At 70.2% G+C, this 16,206-nt stretch carries 10 protein-coding genes; 7 read left to right on the top strand and 3 right to left on the bottom strand.

Translation table 11 applies throughout. The features are described from left to right. Nucleotides 1–132: 132 nt before the first annotated feature. Nucleotides 133–2,037, bottom strand: coding sequence for an RNA polymerase sigma factor (locus VT85_RS04965; protein ID WP_068411412.1), 1,905 nt, complete (start codon nucleotides 2,035–2,037; stop codon nucleotides 133–135). A gap of 215 nt (nucleotides 2,038–2,252) precedes the next feature. Between VT85_RS04965 and VT85_RS04960 the strand changes: the two genes are divergently transcribed. The 3 genes from VT85_RS04960 to VT85_RS04950 all read left to right on the top strand — a co-directional run bounded on the left by VT85_RS04960 (nucleotide 2,253) and on the right by VT85_RS04950 (nucleotide 6,818). Continuing rightward, complete coding sequence (locus tag VT85_RS04960) at nucleotides 2,253–3,137, top strand: hypothetical protein (RefSeq protein WP_068411409.1); 885 nt, start codon at nucleotides 2,253–2,255, stop codon at nucleotides 3,135–3,137. Between the two features lie 95 nt (nucleotides 3,138–3,232). Next, on the top strand, nucleotides 3,233–6,520 hold the full coding sequence (gene mfd / locus VT85_RS04955) for a transcription-repair coupling factor (RefSeq protein WP_068411407.1): 3,288 nt from the start codon (nucleotides 3,233–3,235) through the stop codon (nucleotides 6,518–6,520). A 16-nt stretch (nucleotides 6,521–6,536) separates the two neighbouring features. Next, on the top strand, nucleotides 6,537–6,818 hold the full coding sequence (locus VT85_RS04950) for a hypothetical protein (RefSeq protein ID WP_068411404.1): 282 nt from the start codon (nucleotides 6,537–6,539) through the stop codon (nucleotides 6,816–6,818). Between the two features lie 76 nt (nucleotides 6,819–6,894). On the opposite strand, the gene VT85_RS04945 is transcribed toward VT85_RS04950, so the two are convergent. Then, nucleotides 6,895–7,884: a thioredoxin family protein gene (locus tag VT85_RS04945; RefSeq protein ID WP_068411401.1), complete on the bottom strand. Its 990-nt coding sequence runs from the start codon at nucleotides 7,882–7,884 to the stop codon at nucleotides 6,895–6,897. 176 nt (nucleotides 7,885–8,060) lie between these two features. On the opposite strand from VT85_RS04945, the gene VT85_RS04940 reads away from it, so the two are divergent. Further along, nucleotides 8,061–9,398 (top strand): RNA polymerase sigma factor, encoded by a 1,338-nt coding sequence (locus tag VT85_RS04940; protein ID WP_068411398.1) that lies wholly within the window; start codon nucleotides 8,061–8,063, stop codon nucleotides 9,396–9,398. 757 nt (nucleotides 9,399–10,155) lie between these two features. Next, entirely contained in the window at nucleotides 10,156–10,794 is a 639-nt protein-coding gene (locus VT85_RS04935) for a hypothetical protein (RefSeq protein WP_068411393.1), read from the top strand. A 523-nt stretch (nucleotides 10,795–11,317) separates the two neighbouring features. Here the strand turns inward: VT85_RS04935 and VT85_RS04930 are convergent. Further along, complete coding sequence (locus VT85_RS04930; RefSeq protein WP_068411390.1) at nucleotides 11,318–12,349, bottom strand: extracellular solute-binding protein; 1,032 nt, start codon at nucleotides 12,347–12,349, stop codon at nucleotides 11,318–11,320. 174 nt (nucleotides 12,350–12,523) lie between these two features. Between VT85_RS04930 and VT85_RS04925 the strand changes: the two genes are divergently transcribed. Together VT85_RS04925 and VT85_RS04920 are read left to right on the top strand one after the other, a co-directional pair. Next, a complete protein-coding gene (locus VT85_RS04925; RefSeq protein WP_068411385.1) occupies nucleotides 12,524–13,852 on the top strand; it encodes a Gfo/Idh/MocA family protein in 1,329 nt (442 codons plus the stop codon). Between the two features lie 1,145 nt (nucleotides 13,853–14,997). After that, the gene (locus tag VT85_RS04920) at nucleotides 14,998–16,059 is read left to right on the top strand and encodes a peptidylprolyl isomerase (RefSeq protein ID WP_068411382.1); all 1,062 of its coding nucleotides are present in this window, start codon (nucleotides 14,998–15,000) and stop codon (nucleotides 16,057–16,059) included. The last annotated feature ends 147 nt before the right edge of the window (nucleotides 16,060–16,206 follow it).

Genomic DNA, 16,206 nt, shown 5'->3' with positions numbered 1-16,206 from the left:
CCACCGAATTCTGACGGAAGATCCTGGGGTGCCGTCTCCCGGCCCCTCAAGGTGGTGGAGTTGAGTGAGGAGTCTCGAAAAAGCTCGGCGAGTCGCCCTCGCCTCGTGGTCCGGGTCAAGCCCGATCGGCCCTCACTGCGAGGGCGTCGAAGGCGAATGCGGGCCGATCCCGCCGCCGGTAAAAGGCGGGCTCGAATTCAACTTCTCGTTGAGCGTCCGAACCTCCTGGATGGCCTTGAGCTTTTCGGAGAAGGCCTTCAGCTCGTCCAGGGTCATCTCGCCTCGGGAGGCCCTGTCGAGCTCCTGCTCCAGGGGGGACGGGCTGGCCATCTCGGGGCCGAGGCCGTTCCGGCCCGACTCGGTCGACGTGATCACGACCATCCCGTCCTCGACGAAATACACCAGGGTGAGCTGCTTCAGCAGGAGTTGCAGCGTCCGCCTGAGCGGGACGCCGTCGAGGTCGATCGAGATCGGCGAGGTCGTGGTCTTGTCGGCTTCGTTGAGGCCGAGCGGATCGACGTAGATCGGGATCCCGGCGTCGTGCTCTCCCTGGGTCGCCTGCCTGACGTACTTGAGAACGTCTTCCAGGGGCGTCTCGTTGGGGAAGTTCATGGCGAGAGGCTGATCCAGCTTCTTGAGGATCGCCGCCGACTTCGGGTTCCGCTCCCCTTCCGCATCGGAGGGATCGCCCTTCGCGTCGCTCGTGCCGCCGTCCCGAGGCTGGGGCGGGCGCCGTTCGTCCTGGCCCCGAGCGATCCAAAGCTCGGCCTCGGCGAGCATCGCGCGGGTCTCGGCGAAGTGCGAGGAGCCCGCGTCGCCGGAGGCGCGGGAAAGGTCGGCCTGCGCCACCACGCGCATCCGATCCAGGTGTTCGGCGAACGCGGCCTTGCGGCCCTCCTCGGTCTCCGCCCGGTCCTTCTGCGCGTCGAGCAGGAGCCGGGACGCCCGGTAGACCCGATCGAGGGAGGCCCGGCCGCCGGCGTGGTCCTCGGCCGCCTCCAGGAACGCGCGCCGGGCGGCGTCCAGGAATCGGTCCTCCGGCGAGGGGGTCGAAACCGGCACCCGCCCCACGAAGCCCTGGAGCATGGGCGCGACCTCGGGCTCGGGCCTGGTCGCCGGCGGTCGGGTTTGTTCGACATCGGGCCGGGGCTCGTCTCCCGGCTGGCGGGCGGCGACCTGGGCCCCCGCGGCGAGCAGGCCGAAGGCCAGGACGAGAGCCCCGGCGGACTTCAATTTCGTGAAGATCATGGACGTGAGGACTCCCTGGGCGAGATGGACGACGGGAAGGGAGACGACCGATCGCCAGGGACTCCCCCCGACGATCCGAAGGGCCGCGCGGACGACGGCCAGGCGAAGTGGGTTCGGGACAGCGGCCCGTCCCAGGCGATCCAGGGCGAGCGAGCCCGCGATCGCGACCGAGCTGGTGGAGACTCCGCGACGAGTCAGACGCGAGCCCAGCAGCGACCGGGCGCGAGCCAGGCGGCCCTTCACGGTCCCCAGCGGCCAGCCCAGCCGGCTCGCGGCCGACTCGTGAGTCAGCCCCTCCAGGTAGCACAGGGCGACCGGGGCGCGGTACTTCCACGGCAGGCGCTCGATCTCCTCGTCGATCACCGCCTTCAGCGCGAAGTCGGGCGACGAGGGCGCGACCGAATGGGAATGGGAATGGGAATCGGAGTCGAGGCCGGTCCGCATGCGAGCCTCCCGCCGACTTCGGTCGGCCCGCGCCCGCCGCGCCACCCGCGAGGCGACGCCGTGCAGCCAGGCGGCGACCACGTCGTCCGTCCCCAGCGACCTGGCCCGACGGACCAGGACCAGGAACGTCGCCTGGAAGGCGTCGTCGACGTCCGAGGGATCGCGCAGCAGGCGTCGGCAGACCCCCAGGACCATCGGCCCGTAGCGGGCGACGATCGCCTCGAACGCGGCCTGGTCGCCGTGCGTCGCGAATCGGTCGAGCAGCTCGCGCCCCGAGAGCCCGCTCAACGTCCCCGACTCGAACAGCGTCTGGATTCGGGTCGCAACCCCTGGATCGGTGCTCATGGCGTCTCCTCGCACTGGTCGGTCCTCTCATCATGCCCGGAGGAAGGCCCTCGGATACGAAAATTCTCGGAATCGACTCCCCGGGCCCGACGCGGCGGCGACGCGGCGATTCCCGGTTGCCTGGAAGGACGGAACGTGGTAGGGATATCCCCACTCGACTCTCGGTCTCGCTCTGCGCGACGCCGACGGGTGGGGGCGGACATGGAGGGACGCCGATGGATACGACCGCTCCGACGATCGGCTTCGCGGGCGACCTGAGCGACCCCTGGGTCGCCGACATCGCCGAGGCGCTGTCCGGCTTCGACCTGATCCCCTGCGAGCAGCAGGGGGCGGAACTCCCCCGCCGGGCCTTCGAGGCCGGGGCGAGGCCGAAGATCCTGGTCCTCCACCGATCGCGGCTCACCGCCGCCGACGTCTCCCGCCTGGAAGACCTCCGACGCGGGCTGCAGGCTGAGGACTGGCCCCGCATCGTGCTTTGCGTGAGCCCCTTCGTCCGCTACGCCGAGATCGAGCGCTGCGCGAGCCTGGTCGAGCTGGTCACCCCCGAGGCCACCGCGGCCGAGACGCTCCCCCGTCAGCTCGAACGCATGCTCGGCTGCGTCCCGGCGCGGGCGAAGCGGACGCCGGCCGACACGCTCCCGGTCGAGGTCGTCAGCACCGACTACGAGCTGCGCCAGGTCTTGCGCGAGGCCTGCGACCGGGGCGGCTATCGGACGGCCGACGCCCCCACCCTCGCCGCGAGCCCGGACGGCGACCTCCCCGCGGACGGCCCCCGACTGACGGTCTGGGACGTGCCCGTCCTGGAGCCGCGATGGGAGGAGCGCCTGGAACGTCGCTCCCGGCTGGGGCCGGTCCTGGCCTTGCTGGGCTTCGCCGATCGCTCCGCCGTCACCCAGGCGCGAGAAGCCGGGGCGGCGGCCTGCCTGGACCTCCCCTGCGCCATGGACGACCTGATCGACGCCCTCGACCGGATGGCGAGGCGGGCGGCCCGTCCCCGGGCCCAGGTCGCCCACCCCACGCCCCCCGCCCCGACGGCGGCCGCGCGGGGCGCTCGTGTTCGAAGCCGATCGGCGCGGCGATTGCAGACGCGGGTCGAGTAGGCGGCGGCGGACCGTTCGCCTAGAATGAAAGCCGACCAGGCGACCGTCCTGATCCGCGGGATCGGCGGCGACGTTTTCCCCGCGAAGAGCCTCCGATGCCCAGGGTTTCGTCGAGACGCCCCGCTCCCGCACCCGTCGCCGCGCCCGACAAGGCCGGCGACCTGAAGGACCTGACGCGGCTGATCCAGCAGGCGGAGGGCTTCCCCGAGGTCGTCGCCGCGCTTCGGGACGGCCGGGCCGCCACCATCGACGGGGCCTGGGGCTCGGCCTCGGGGCTCATCGCCGCGGCCCTCGCGCCGCACGCTCCCGCGACCCTGGTCGTCGTCCTGCCCCACGTCGGCGACGTCGACGACTTCCGCGACGACGTCGCCGTCTTCTCCGGCCTGGCCCCCGAGGTCCTCCCCGCCTGGGACAAGCTGCCTCGCGAGCAGGACGCCCGCGACGAGGTCTTCGGAGCCCGCGTCCGGGCGGTCGGCCGGCTGGCCGGCGGGCTGCCGCCGAAGGTCGTGGTCACGTCGATCCAGGCCCTGCTCCAGCCGGTCCCCAAGCCCGACGTCCTCCGCCGGATGTCGCGCCGGCTCGAGGTCGGCGACGTCGCCCCGATCGACGAGCTGGGGTCGTGGCTGATGGATCGGGGCATGCAGCGCGTCGAGGTCGTCGAGGTCCCCGGCGAGTTCAGCATGCGGGGGGGCATCTTCGACGTCTTCCCCACCGACGCCTCCGACCCCGTCCGCATCGAGTTCTTCGGCGACGAGATCGAGTCCATCCGGCCCTTCGACGCCGAGACCCAGCGCTCGCTCGACCGCTGGCAGAACGTGACCATCGCCGTCCCGCCGACGTTCGACGACGCCCACCTCGACGACTTCGGCCCGGCGACCGACGCCTTCCCCGAAGGGACCTGGGTCGTCCTGTTCGAGCCCGCCGACCTTCGCGAGGAAGGCCGGCACTACCTCGCCCGCGCCGAGGACCTCCGGGGGCTCTACTCGGTCGAGAGCACGTTCGAACGCCTGATCCGACGGCCGACGATCGCCCTCTCCGCCCTCGCGGCCGACTCGCTGGAGACGACCTGCCACCTGCGGATCGAGAGCGTCGAGCGGTTCTCCGGCGAGCTGACGAAGGTCAAGGCCGAGCTGGAGTCGGTCGCGGGGAACGATCGCGTCCTCATCGCCTGCCACAACGCCGCCGAGGCCGAACGGCTCGGCGAGATCTTCGCCGACTCCGAGCCGTCTCGGGGCGGCCGTTTGACCACCGCCGTGGGGCGCATCCGCGCCGGCTTCCACCTCGCCGACGCCGCCACCCTCGTCATCGCCGACCACGAGCTGTTCGCCCGCGCCGACGTCCGCCGGACGACCTCGCGACGACGCTACGAGACCCGCGCGATCGACAGCTTCCTCGACCTGAACGAGGGGGACCTGGTCGTCCACGTCAACCACGGGATCGCGCGCTACCTCGGCCTGCAGTTCGTCGACAAGACGGACGAGCACGCCGAGGAGACGCTCCTCCTGGAGTTCGCCGAGAAGACCCGGCTCTACGTCCCCATCGCCAAGATCGACCTCGTCCAGAAGTACGTCGGCGGCGGCAAGATCGCGCCCCCGCTCTCCAAGATCGGCTCCTCCGCCTGGGAGAAGCGCAAGAAGCGCGTGGCCGACGCCGTGGTCGACCTGGCCCAGGAGCTGCTCGACATCCAGGCCGACCGCGCCAGCCAGCCGGGGTTCGCCTACCCGGCCGAGGACAGCCACTGGATGGCCGAGTTCGAGGCCGCCTTCCCGTTCGACGAGACCCCCGACCAACTCGCCGCGATCGAATCGATCAAGGAGGACATGGCCCAGACCCGGCCGATGGACCGCCTCATTTGCGGGGACGTCGGCTACGGCAAGACCGAGGTCGCCATCCGCGCGGCGTTCAAGGCGGTCGACGCCGGCAAGCAGGTCGGCGTGCTCGTCCCCACCACGATCCTCTCGGAACAGCACCACCGCAGCTTCGCCGCGCGGATGGGGGAGTTCCCGTTCGTCATCGAGGCCGTCAACCGCTTCCGCCCCAAGTCCGAGGTCAAGGACATCCTCAAGCGGGCCGCCGAGGGGAAGGTCGACATCCTCATCGGCACCCACCGGATCCTCCAGAAGGACGTCGCCTTCAAGGACCTGGGCCTGATCGTCGTCGACGAGGAGCAGCGGTTCGGCGTCGAGGACAAGGAGTGGCTCAAGACCCTGCGGTCGACCGTCGACGTCCTGACCCTCTCCGCCACGCCGATCCCCCGCACCCTGCACATGAGCCTGCTGGGCATCCGCGACATCTCCAACCTGGAGACGCCCCCCTCCGACCGCAAGGCCATCGAGACCCGCATCCTCCGGTTCGACCCGGACACCATCAAGCGCGGGATCAACCGCGAGCTGAACCGCAACGGCCAGGTCTACTTCGTCCACAACCGGATCCACGACATCCAGCAGATCGTCGACAAGATCAGGTCGATCGTCCCCGAGGCCCGGGTCGAGTTCGCCCACGGCCAGATGGCCGGCGAGACGCTGGAGCGGACGATGATGCGGTTCATCCGCCGCGAGTTCGACGTGCTGGTCGCCACCACGATCATCGAGAGCGGCCTGGACATCCCCAACGCCAACACCATCTTCATCAACGAGGCCGACAAGTACGGCCTGGCCGACCTCCACCAGCTCCGGGGCCGCGTGGGACGCTTCAAGCATCGCGCTTATGCGTACCTGATGCTCGAATCGGATCGCTCCGTGACCCCCAACGCCGTCAAGCGCCTCAAGGCGATCGAGGAGTTCACCTCGCTCGGCGCCGGGTTCAAGATCGCCCTCCGCGACCTGGAGATCCGGGGCGCCGGCAACATCCTGGGGGCCGAGCAGTCGGGCCACATCGAGAGCGTCGGCTACGAGCTGTACTGCACGCTGCTCGAATCGGCCGTGCGCTCCGCGACCAAGCAGCCCGACAAGCCGATGTTCGACTGCTCCGTCGAGCTGAAGTGGCGCGCCTACCTCCCGCGCGACTACGTCCCCGCCCCGCGCCTCAAGCTGGAGCTCTACCGCCGCCTTGCCCGCCTCCGCAGCCTCGACCATCTGGCCGACTTCCGCCAGGAGTTGAACGACCGTTTCGGCCCCCCCCCGAAGCCCTCCGAGAACCTGCTGGCCGAGGCCGAGATCCGCATCCTCGCCGGCGGCTGGAAGATCGACCGCATCCACGTCGAGGGCGAGTACGCCGTCTTCACCTACCGCAACGCCCGGAAGATCGAGACCCTCGCCAAACGCCACAAGGGCCGCATCCGCATCGTCGACGCCAAGAAAGCCTACGTCCCCCTCGGCGAAGATCCGGTCACCACCCCAGACCTCGTGGCGCTCCTCAAGGAACTCCTGGGCGCCAAGCGTTGAGAGAGGAAGCCCGTCCATGAACCCCCAGCGGCGAAACCTGTTCGGACTGCGCCCGGCCGACCTCCTGCCTCCTCGAAGCTCCCGCGACATCCTCCGGCGCACGGCCGTCCGTCTCGGCTTCTGCTCGATCCCTTATCTCGCGATCGCCGCGATCTTCGCAGCCTTCGGCGACGATCGGTCGCTCCGCGGCTTCGGATTCTGGTTGTGCGTCGTCGCGGTCCCCTCAGCCGGACTGCTGATCGACCTGGTGCGGCTCTGGCGGGTCAGGAATTCTGGCCAGAAGGTGCCGACCACCTGATCCTCACGCCCTGACATGAACTCCTCCTCATCATGACCGCCTTCGGGGGAGGATGAGGAGGAGGGCTCGAGCCGGATCAGCCCGCCTTCTTGACCGTCTCGGCCCGGCGCTTCGCCTGCTCGGCCTTGATGGCCTCGGCGGCCGATTCGAGACCCTTGCGGAGGGTGTCGAGCTGCGCGGGCTCCAGCTTGCGCTGGGAGTCGAGGAGCTTCAGGAAGGCGTCGATCTCCTTGGGCTCGAACGGGTAGCCGATGTTGCCGAAGTCGGCGTCGGCCGTGCCGTGGGCCTCGCCCTTGGCGTCGAGGACGACGTACCAGGGGATGCCGCCGGAGGCTTCCGGGCGATAACGCTTCATCACCTCCTGGCCGTGGGTCATGCGGTCGATGTCGACCTTGGCGACGACGAGGTCGTCGGCGAGGGCCCCGGCGATCTCGGGCCGGGCCAGGTAGTCTTCGAGCCGGTGGCACCAGCCGCACCACGGCGCGCCGAAGGTCAGGAGGACGCGCTTGTCACCGGCCGAGGCCTGCGCCAGGGCGTCCTTCACCACGGCCTCGGCGTCCTTCGGCTCGACCTTCCACTTGTCAAGGAACGCCTTGACCTTCTCCGGGTCGTGATGGTCGCCCTCTTCCAGCGGGTCGGTCTTCTGGCCCACGAGGAGCTTGCCGTCGGCGTCGAGCACGGCGAGGAACGGATAGCCGACCCCGTCCTGCCCCTTCGAAGCCTCTTTCAGGTACTCCTGGGCGTTCGGGGCCTCGGTGTCGATCATCACGAGCGCGTACTCGTAGGCGAGCAGGCGCGCGATCTCGCCGTTCTCGCGAAACAGCGTGTGCAGCTTGTGGCACCAGCCGCACCAGTCGCCGCCGAACATCAGCAAGACGCGCTTGCCGTCCTTCTTCGCCTGCGCGACCGCCTTCTCGACCCCCGCGCGAGCGTCGGCCTTGGCGTCATAGATCGACTCCTTCCCGCCCGGTCCGTCCGCCCCGACGGCGAACCCCGCGAGCAGCACGCCCCCGAACGCGACGACCGCCAGCGTTCGTCCCGACGATCCGGCCCCCGTCATCCTCATGGCGACCTCCTGGAAAGTTGATCGGACTCGACGCGAACCAACCTCGTACGACTGTAACAGCCGTCATGGGCGTATCGAAAGAGTTTTGCCGAAATCTCGAGGAATCCGCGCGAGGATCGCCCCCCGGCGGGCACTATAGGTGGATTCGACCGGATGGAGAGGAGGAGGCCCGGATCGTGACGACCCCGACCCGAACGACGCCCGCCGACCCCCTGGGCGTGCTGCTGACCCTGGGCGTCCTCGGCGAGCGATCCGACGCCCGCCTGCTGGAACTCTACCGTTCCCGCTCGGTCGGCTCCGGCGAGGCGTTCCGCGTTTTGGTCGAGCGGCACGGGCCGATGGTCCTCGCGGTCTGCCGCGGCCTGGTCCCGGACCGGGGCGAGGCGGAAGACGCGTTCCAGGCCGTCTTCCTGGTCCTGATCCGCCGGGCCGACGAGATCCGCAAGGCCGATTCCCTGGGCCCCTGGCTGCACGGCGTCGCGCTCCGGGTCGCGCGGCGGGCGCGGCGACGTTCGGCCCGCCGATCGGCCCGCGTCCGGCCCGTCGATCCTGAGTCCCTATCGAGCCACGCCGCCCGCGACCCGGCCCCGGACGCGACCGCCCCGATCCACGCCGAGATCGACCGGCTCCCCGAACGCTATCGATGCCCGATCATCCTCTGCGGCCTGGAAGGGCTCTCTTACGAGCAGGCCGCGCGGGCGCTCGACATCTCCGAGCCCGCCCTGCGCGGTCGACTGCACCGCGGCCGAAAGCGGCTCGAAGCTCGGCTGGCGCGGCGAGGCGTCGCCGCGCCGGGATCGCTCGCCCTCGCGGGGCCGCCCGCCGGCCTCGTCGAAACCGTGCTGGCCCAGGCCGCCGCCGGCTCGCTCTCGTCCCTCCCCGGCTCGGTCTCCTCGCTCGCGAAAGGAGCGATCCTCGCCATGAGCCTCTCATCCTGGAAGCCCCTCGCCCTCGCCTCGCTGGCGGCCCTCGGCCTCGTCGGCTCCGTCGTGCTCGCCCAGCAGGCAGGGACGGAGAAGGCGGAACGACCTGCGAACCCGCCCGCGCCTGCCCCGATCGTGAAAGCCGGGGACGACCTGCCGGCCGAGCAACGTGAACACATCAGGGAACTGTTGAAGAACAGGCCCGCCCCCGAACAGGTCGCGGCCAGGGGGAAGGCGGCCCGGGACGCCCTGCGCCGGCCGAGGGATTTCGAGATCCCGGACGGGACACCCCTCGAAGACCTCCTGAAAATCATCAAGGCCAAAACGGCGACCGGCGACGACTCGGGAATCGGCATCCACGTCGATCCGGTGGGCCTCTCCAAAGCGGACGTCACGCTGACCTCGCCGGTCCAGGCGGTCGGCGGCCTGACCATCGGCGCGGCCCTCGAAAGCGGCCTGAACGGGCTGGGGCTCGACTACCACGTCGAATACGGCATGGTGCACATCGATTCGGAGGACAGGACCGCGCGACACCGCATCAAGGCCGTCGAAGAGAAGCTCGACGAGCTCATCGAACTGATGAAAAAGTAGACGTGGCCCCCGCCCTGCTCCGTCAAGAACATTGAGAGGCGAGCACACATTCATCGTTCTCCCTTCGCGGGAGGGCGACGAGAACGAAAACCGTCGGCAGGGGCGTCCGGAATCATCAAGTCCTTCCCCCCTCGCGGGGGAAGGTGGCCCGCAGGGCCGGATGACGGGGGACGAGCACGGAAACCGCCGGCGTTTCAAGCGGCCGGACTGCGGATTCCGACGGCGTTCGTGTTCGTCCTCCCCGTCGTCACGTCCTTCCCCCCTCGCGGGGGAAGGTGGCCCGCAGGGACGGATGGGGGGGGACGAGCAGGAGAACCGTCGGAGTTAACTCGGGCGGCCGGATCGCGAATCCCGGCGGTTCCCGTGCTGGTCCTCCCCCTCATCTGACCCCTGCGGGGTCTGTCTTCCCCCGCGAGGGGGGAAGACGAATATTGAGCACGGAAACCATCGGCGCTTCAGGCGGCCGGACTGCGAATCCCGAGGGTGCTCGCGGCTGTCTTCCCACGCGAGGGGGAGGACCGTTCCGCTCCGCCCGCTCATGGGGTATCCCCGACCGAGAGGCCGGGCTGCGTCCTACATGGTCGGATCGTTCCGGCGCGATTGGGAATTTCCGGGCGTTTGCTCCGCACGTCGACGTTCGATGCTCTAGATTGTCATCGAGGCGGATCGGAATCCCTCCGCGCCTCGTCGGGCATCGCGAAGTCGCATCTCGGGGCCGAGTCCGCCGCCCGGCCCCTTCCACGCGAGAACAACGACCATGCTGGATTCCCCTCCCCGTCGGCGTCGGCCTCGGCTCGCCCTGGAGTCGCTTGAAGGTCGCCTGCTCCTTTCCACGACGCCCAGGGCCCCGATCGCGAATCGAGCGGCGGAGATCGCCTCGGCCCGGCATGTCGCGGCCCCGAGGGTCACCGCCGGACGGTGGTCCTGGCTGGCCGACACCACCTGGTACGTGCCGACGCCCAACCTCTCGGCGACGATCTTCGATCCGGCTTCGGGCGCCCTCGTCCCGGTGCTCGACCAGACGGTCTATCACATCAGCGGCTATCGAAACGGCTACTTCTGGGGCGAGACCGTCTCGCAGTTGGGGTCGGGCGAGCCCACCAGCTCGGCCCTGGTGGGCACGGTGACCCCGCAAGGTCGGCTGCTCCTGTCGTTCTCGTCGTCGGAGAACGTCGTCCAGGGTTACGGCCAGATGACCCGCAAGCATGGCCAGTGGACGATGGAGAACCAGATGTTCACGCTCACGTCGTCCGGCGCCCAGGTCGGCCACTGGGCCTACATGGTCCAGACCCGACCGGGGATGAGAAGCTGGAACTCCCTCCCCTCGGTCGGCGTCTCGGTCCCCACGTTCCTGAGCAATTACGACAGGCCGGGGCCGTCGCCGATCGTCCGGTAAAGCCGCGAACTCCGCGCCGATCCTTACCAGTCGGCTCCCGGCCCCGGATTCGCAGTCGCCGAGGAATGTGCATCCTTACCCTTGAGGGATTGCGTCGATCGCCGCCCCTCCCCGACCCGCCGGTCGACGCGATCCCAGCCCACGGCGCGAATCCAGGTGCGCGGGACTCATCAAAAGTGCGCGAACGAAGCCAATTTCCAGCGACCGGCGCGAGCGACAAAACCCGAATGCAAATAGACTTACAACGAACCCCAGGCACGCGGGCGCCGGCGATCGAACCCAATTTACGAAGCCGATTCCGGCCCGCGCCGAGCCCCCGAGGCCGGGAAGCCGATTCGGATGCCGACCGGAGGAGGCCCGAGGCGGCGGCCCTCCCGGCAGTCGAATCGGGGACACGGAACTAGCGAAAATCGCCGAGCGAAGCCGAATCCTACACCTTAAACCTTTTCCTATAAGACTCTTAAGTCGAACGGCTTCGATTTCGGGCCGCCGCGATCGAAGCCAATTCGGGGGGCCCGGTCGGTCAGTCGGCGAACTCCTGGGCCAGGAAGGCGGCGGCGCGGTCCCAGGCGTCGGCGGCGGCCTGGAAGTCGACCTGCATGGCGGGGATGGTGGCCGGGGTCTCGACGCGGGCGGGCCGGGTGGCGGACTTGAGGAGGGGGATCTGGGCGCTCGGGCCGTCGGCCAGGCGGTTCTCGACCTCGGAGGAGAGGATCGCGTCGGCCAGCTTGCGGGCGGCCTCGGGGTGGGGGGCGTCCTTGACGAACGCGAGCGTGTTGGGGATGAACAGGGTCCCGAGGCCGCCGGGCTCGCGGTCCGGGTAGATGATCTCGACGGGCGCGCCGGCCTCGACCTCCAGCATGGCGTCGTCGGTGTCGGTCAGCCCGAAGGCGAGCTGGCCCGAGGCGACCGCCGCGGCGACCTGGCGATTCCCGGCGAGGACTCGGACGTCGTTCGCTTTCAGGCTCTTGAAGTAGTCCCTGGCCTTGGCGTCGCCCCAGGCGGCGAAGAGGCAGGCGGCGTGGGTCGCGGTGGTGCCGAAGAGGGGCTTGGCGATCCCCACCCTGCCGTTCCAGCGGAACGAGGCCAGGTCGGCGATCCCCCGCGGACGCTCGGGTTTGGGGACGAACCGGGTGTTGACGATCAGCACCCGCGCCCGGGCCGCGAACCCATACCAGGTGCCGTCCGGGTCCTTGAACGTCGCGGGAACGTCGCCGGCGGCGGAGGGCTGGAAGGGCTTCAAGAGCCCCTTCCGCTTGAGCCGGATCGTGTTCAGGATCTCATTGTTCCAGAACAGGTCGCAGCGAGTGTTGACCGACTCCGCCACGATCGCATTCACCAGGCCGACCGTCTTCGTGCTCTCGACGTCGTACTTGGGCCGCAGCTTCAGGCCCTCACGCCCGGCCAGGTCCTTGAGGATCGGGTCCGAGAACTCGCGGTCGAGCGCCGAGTACACCACGACCGACCCATCCTCGGCCCTCGCCACCCCGGCGAGCCCGAAGCCCGCCAGGAGGGAGAAGCCCGCGAGCCGCAAACCGAGAGTCACCTGGCGCATCGCAAGCCTCCGCACGAGCCTCGGAGCCGATCTCTGACAGAAGTCATCGAACTTAAGGGCCGACCGGGGCCGCGTCAAGCGGGCGATGCGGGGCGTTGATCGGGCGGCCCGGGCGGGCTAAAGTCGGCGGAGTGCGAGGACGGTCCCCCTTCCCTAGCCGCCGAGGACCCGAGAATGACCAACGACGTGAACGCCAGGTCCGGTTCCAGCCGTCGAGGCTTCCTGACGACGGCCGCGACCTGGGGGGCCGCCGCGAGCTTCCCGACCATCGTCCCCGCGAGCGCGCTGGGCAAGGGGGGCGCGGTCGCGCCGAGCGAGCGGATCGGCCTCGGGGTGATCGGCTACGGCCCGCGATGCACGTACGACCTGGGGCCGATGCTCGCCCAGAAGGACGTCCGTTGCGTCGCCGTCTGCGACGTCCAGGCCAAGCGGCGCGACGCGGCCAAGGCCCGGGTCGACGAGCACTACGGCGACCAAGCCTGCGCGTCGCTCCACGACTTCCGCGAGGTCCTCGACCGGAAGGACGTGGACGCCGTGCTCATCGCCACCGGCGACCGCTGGCACGCCCACGCCTCGATCCTGGCCGCCCGCGCCGGCAAGGACGTCTACAGCGAGAAGCCCTGCGGACTGACCATCGAGCTCTGCCAGAAGCTCGCCGACGCGATCCGGGAGACCGGCCGGGTCTTCCAGGCCGGGACCCAGCGCCGGAGCGTGCCGAACTTCCGGTTCGCCGTGGACCTCGCGCGGTCCGGGAAGCTCGGCAAGCTGAAGACCCTCTACGCCTCGGTCTACACCCCCTCGATCGAGACCCAGTGGCTCCCCGGCGAGCCCACGCCCGACCGCAACGTGGTCGACTGGGACCTCTGGCTCGGCCCCGCCCCCTGGCGGCCCTACAACCACGCCTACGTCGAGGGCCGATGGCGCGGGCAGTACGACTTCGACTCCGGCGCCAGACTCCTGGACTGGGGCGCGCACACCGTCGACCTCTGCCAGTGGGCGAACGACGCCGACGCCACCACGCCGATCTCGTTCGAGCCGTCCGAGACCCGGATCACGGCCCGATACGCCAACGGCGTGGAACTGATCCTCGACTTCCTCAAGACCCCGTTCGGCGAGCGCACCGGCTGGATCACCTCGCTGGGCACCTGCCCGGTCCGGTTCGTCGGCGAGGAGGGTTGGGTCGAGACCGGCGACAACGGCGGCGTCGAGATCCAGCCCGGCGGGCTCAAATCCAAGATCAAGGACCTCCCCTCCGGCGGCCACGACAGCGGACTCGACGTGGGCGCCCACGCGCGGAACTGGCTGGACTGCATCAAGTCTCGCGAGAAGCCGGCGGCCAACGCCGAGGTCATGCGGCGATCGCACATCGCCTGCCACGCCGCCGCTTCCTCCTGGATCCTGGGTCGAAAGCTCGAATTCGACCCGGTGAAGGAAGCCTTCGTGAACGACGACGAGGCGAACGGCCTGCGCACCCGCCCCTTCCGCGAGGCCTGGCGGGTCTGATCCCGCCGCCTCCCCGAAACGAGCCGATCGGCGGGCCGTCGCGAATCGCGAGGCGGCCCGCCGATCGACCTTGCCCGGAATCGGGATTCCGCTATCTTGCGCTGCGCGGGATTCCGCGTACCCCTCGTCCTCGATTCGACGATCCCGACGGAATCCGACGCGACCCCGGACCTATCTCGCGGGGCCGGCTTCGGAGCGAGCCGATTTGTGGAGGCGACGCGTGGCGATCGGCCGTCGCGAGCCGGGCCGTCGAGGTCCGGCGGACGAGCCCGTCCGCACCGCGCGCCGGGGCTGCGGCTCTCCAAGGATGGAGACGGAAGCATGAAGAGACAGATCCTCGCAGTCGCCCTGGTCGGAATCGCGGTCGGCGGCTGCGCGCAATCGCGATCCGCGCGGCTGCCCGAGACGGCGGACGGGCCGGTCGGGATGGAGGCGGTGCCGTCGATCCACGACACGATCAACCGGGGGACGGCGCCGTCCGTGGCGAAGACCACGCTCCCCGACCCGGCCAACCCAAACTGGTCGGGCCACCCGTTGATCTCGAAGCGGCCCGAGACGGGCCTCGCGCCCAAGGTGGCCGCGTCGGACGGCCGTCCCGCCGCCGCCGTCCCCGCCGCTTCGCAAACCCGATGGAGCGATCCGCCGCGCGAGCTTGCGACGGCCCCGACGGCCGAGCCCGCCGAAGGCTTCGCGCCGGCCGAACTCCCGGTCGCGGCCGATGACGCGCCGCCGCTCCCCCCGGCCCTCGAAGCCGATCCCACGCCGACGCCGACGCCGACGCCGGCTCCCGTCGCTGCCGCCGCCGCCGCCCTCGCCGAGCCCGAAGGCGATCCCCTGCTGGGGCCGAGCCCCGAGCTGATGCCGGCGATCGACGTCCCCGCTCCCGAAGCCGCCGACGCGCCGGCGCCCGCCCCGGCTCCGGCGCCCACCCCGGCTCCCGCTCCCGCTCCGGCCGAGCCCGAAGGCGATCCGTTGCTGGGGCCGAGTCCCGAGTTGATGCCGGCGATCGAGGAGAAGCCCAAGGCCGCTCCGGCCCCCGAGCCAGCCCCGGCCCCGGCTCCGGCTCCAGCCGAAGAGGGTCCGGCCCTGGCCCCGGCCCCCCACTCGAACCCGCCGCGCCGGAGCCGGCGGCTCCGCCCACGGCGTTGCGCCGGTCCGCGCCTCGCGACGGCGCCGTCCGTCAGGTCTCCGCGACGACGACCGCCCCCGCGGTCGACGTCGTCGACGACGCCAACTGGAAGGAGGCGGGCCGCGCCGCGGCCCGCGTCGGCGACGAGGTCATCACGCTCCGCGAGCTGGTCGCGGCCGTCAAGGAAGTCATCCGCAAGCAGGGGGGCAAGCCCGGACAGCTCTCGCGCGAGGAGCAGAACACGATCGCCAAGTACGTCCTGGCCTCCCTCATCGAGCGCACCCTGCTGATCCAGGAGGCCAAGCACCAGCTCAAGGACGAGAAGCAGATCACCCGCCTCCAGGACGCCGCCGACAAGTACTGGCGAGACGAGGAGCTCTCTCCCCTGCTCCGCCAGAACTTCGCCGAGGACGAGACCCAGCTCAAGCGGAAGCTCGAGGAGGCGGGGCGGTCGCTCGACGCCATGAAGCACACCTTCCGGCAGGAGTTCCTCGCCCACGTCTTCATGCAGCAGAAGCTGAGCGGCAAGATCGCCGTCGGCCTCCCGGAGATGCTGGAGTACTACAACAAGCACGTCAACGACAAGGAAAACCTCCGCTCCGCCGCGATCGTCTGGCGCGAGATCCTGGTCGACAAGGCGCGCCACGCCTCGCCCGCCGAGGCCCGCGCCAAGATCGACGCCCTGCTCCTGCGCCTCCGCAAGGGCGAGGACTTCGCCGCCCTGGCCGCCGCCGAGAGCGAGGGCCCGAGCCGGATCAAGGCCGACGGCGGCCTGATGGAGACCGCGCCGGGCAGTTACATCGTGGCCGAGGTGAACCAGGCCATCGAGTCGCTCCCCCTGAACGCCGCCAGCGACGTCATCGAAGGACCTTCGAGCTTCCATATCGTCCGCGTCGAATCTCGACGCGCGGGCGGCCCCGCCTCGTTCGCCGAGCTGCAAGACAAGATCCGCCGCGTCCTCCAGGCCGAGAAGACCGAGCACGAGCGCCGGGCCCTCCTCGCCACCATCCGCAAGAAGACGTTCATCACCACCATCTTCGACGGCACCGAGAGCGACCCTCGCCAGATCAGCCGGTGACGCCGGCTTCCGTCCCTTCTCCTTCTCCTTCTGCTTCCCCTCTCCCCCTCCCTTTCCCTTTTGCGTCCAGCCCGCCTCACCTCGTCCCATCCCGCCCTGCGGCCCTGGTCGCCGTTGCCCTGAAAGCGCCTCCGGGGTATCCTGACC

Source organism: Planctomyces sp. SH-PL62 (assembly GCF_001610895.1).
Lineage (GTDB): Bacteria > Planctomycetota > Planctomycetia > Isosphaerales > Isosphaeraceae > Paludisphaera.
Note: the sequence above shows the minus strand (reverse complement) of the source record. Positions and strands in the feature narration are given on the sequence as shown.

Excerpts from the sequence above, each read along its gene's own strand:
- VT85_RS04965 (WP_068411412.1), bottom strand. The coding sequence starts at position 2,037 with ATGAGCACCGATCCAGGGGTTGCGACCCGAATCCAGACGCTGTTCGAG.
- VT85_RS04960 (WP_068411409.1), top strand. The coding sequence starts at position 2,253 with ATGGATACGACCGCTCCGACGATCGGCTTCGCGGGCGACCTGAGCGAC.
- mfd (WP_068411407.1), top strand. The coding sequence starts at position 3,233 with ATGCCCAGGGTTTCGTCGAGACGCCCCGCTCCCGCACCCGTCGCCGCG.
- VT85_RS04950 (WP_068411404.1), top strand. The coding sequence starts at position 6,537 with ATGAACCCCCAGCGGCGAAACCTGTTCGGACTGCGCCCGGCCGACCTC.
- VT85_RS04945 (WP_068411401.1), bottom strand. The coding sequence starts at position 7,884 with ATGAGGATGACGGGGGCCGGATCGTCGGGACGAACGCTGGCGGTCGTC.
- VT85_RS04935 (WP_068411393.1), top strand. The coding sequence starts at position 10,156 with ATGCTGGATTCCCCTCCCCGTCGGCGTCGGCCTCGGCTCGCCCTGGAG.
- VT85_RS04930 (WP_068411390.1), bottom strand. The coding sequence starts at position 12,349 with ATGCGCCAGGTGACTCTCGGTTTGCGGCTCGCGGGCTTCTCCCTCCTG.
- VT85_RS04925 (WP_068411385.1), top strand. The coding sequence starts at position 12,524 with ATGACCAACGACGTGAACGCCAGGTCCGGTTCCAGCCGTCGAGGCTTC.